Raw genomic sequence first — 1640 nt, 5'->3', positions numbered from 1 at the left:
GCGATGGGGATCGTGGACCAGGTGACGCAGCGGAACGCGTCGGCGGCGGAGGAGCTGTCGTCCACGGCGGAGGAGCTGTCGTCGCAGGCGGAGGCGCTGCAGCAGCTCATGTCGTTCTTCCAGGTGAGGGAGGAGCGGCGGCTCGCGCCGGTGCACGTGCCGGTGGTCCCCGCGGTGCACCCGGCCCCGGCCCCGACCGTCGAGCACCCGGTGCTGCCGCACCCCGGCGCGCACCCCGGCGCGACCGGCGATCACGGGTTCAAGCGGTTCTAGGATCGGGGAGAGCCGACCGGCTCCGCCGTGCCGGCTGCGCGCCGACGTCGGCGACGGTCGGGCGCGAGTCGCTCGGATGAGCGCCACGCCCGACCGAGAGAAGTGATCAGCGCTCCCGCAGGGGTGCCCCAAATGGGACAGCGGCCACTCGCGGGTGGCGGCGAACCCGTATGGCAGGTGGCGCTGTACGGAGGCCGCGCCCGAATCACTACACGGGTAGCGCCGACCGCACCGAGCCTTCCACAAGTGCGCGATGCGACTGATTGCCGCACCGTCCGCGCAGGCCGGGGCATTCACCCAAAGTCGTATGCGCGACAGGATCTCGAACGTCGATCCGTGGCGGTACCGCGCGGCGGGCTGGTTGCACATCGCTGCCGGCCGTGGTCGCCGGATGCCGCGGTGGAGCGGAGACGGTCGGCCCGAGGAGTCATGTCTCGATGCGATTCACCGTCGGCCGGAAGCTCGCGATGCTGGCGCTCACGGGGCTCGTTCTCGTCCTCGCGGGCGGAATCACCGGGTACAGCGGCATCGGCTCGCTGAACGATCGCATGGACGAGGCGGTGGTGTACGCGTCGGCGCTGCGCGTCCAGGGCGAGATCGACATGATGCACGACGCGATCCGGGCGGACGTGCTCGCGCTCACCGTCGCGGGCGAGATGGGCGACGCGGAGCGGCAGCGCCACGAGGAGGCCGAGCTGCGAGAGGACGCGCGCGCGCTCCCGGCGCGCCTCGCCGAGCTCAAGCGCTTGCCGGATCACGACATCGTACGTGCCGTGGAAGGCGCCGAGGACGGTGTCCGTCGCTTCGCCGCGATCGCGGAGGACGTGGGCGCGCAGGCCGCGCGCGATCGCACCGGCGCCCTCGCGCGGATCCCGGAGCTGGACAACGCGTTCGACGCCCTCAAGGGGCCGCTCGGGAACCTGGGCGAGCGCCTCGAGGCGCGGGCGAAGGCCGCCCAGGAGGAGGGTGACCGGGCGGACGCGGCGGCGCGCTCGAGCCTCGTCGCGATCACCATCGTGTCCGCGATGCTCCTCCTCGGCATCTCCCTCGTGATCACGCGGGGCATCACCCGGCGCCTCGCCGCCGCCGTGGATGTCGCGCAGCGGATCGCGCGCGGCGACCTGCGCGAGGCGGCGGTCGAGGCTGGAGGCGACGAGATCGCCGCGCTCCAGCGCGCGATGCGTGCGATGGGGGAGAAGCTGGCGGAGGTGATCGGGGAGGTGAGGGGCGGGGCGGAGGCGCTGACGGGGGCGTCGCAGCAGGTGTCGGCGACGGCGCAGGCGCTGTCGCAGGGGACGGGGGAGCAGGCGGCGAGCGTGGAGGAGACGACGTCGTCGCTGGAGGAGATGAGCGCGTCGATCACGCAG

The 1640-nt window shown here is 73.2% G+C and carries 1 protein-coding gene and 1 pseudogene; both read left to right on the top strand.

The genetic code is table 11. The annotated features are described in order from the left end of the window. Positions 1 to 273, top strand: a pseudogene (locus tag MNZ27_RS23150) (methyl-accepting chemotaxis protein); the annotation flags it as partial. Positions 274 to 710: 437 nt separating this feature from the next. Continuing rightward, on the top strand, positions 711 to 1640 hold a 930-nt coding region (locus MNZ27_RS23145), incomplete at its 3' end, for a methyl-accepting chemotaxis protein (RefSeq protein ID WP_242396423.1).

Origin of the sequence: Anaeromyxobacter oryzisoli (assembly GCF_022690765.1) — a bacterium.
Lineage (GTDB): Bacteria > Myxococcota > Myxococcia > Myxococcales > Anaeromyxobacteraceae > Anaeromyxobacter > Anaeromyxobacter oryzisoli.
This window is presented reverse-complemented; position numbering and strand designations above follow the sequence as displayed.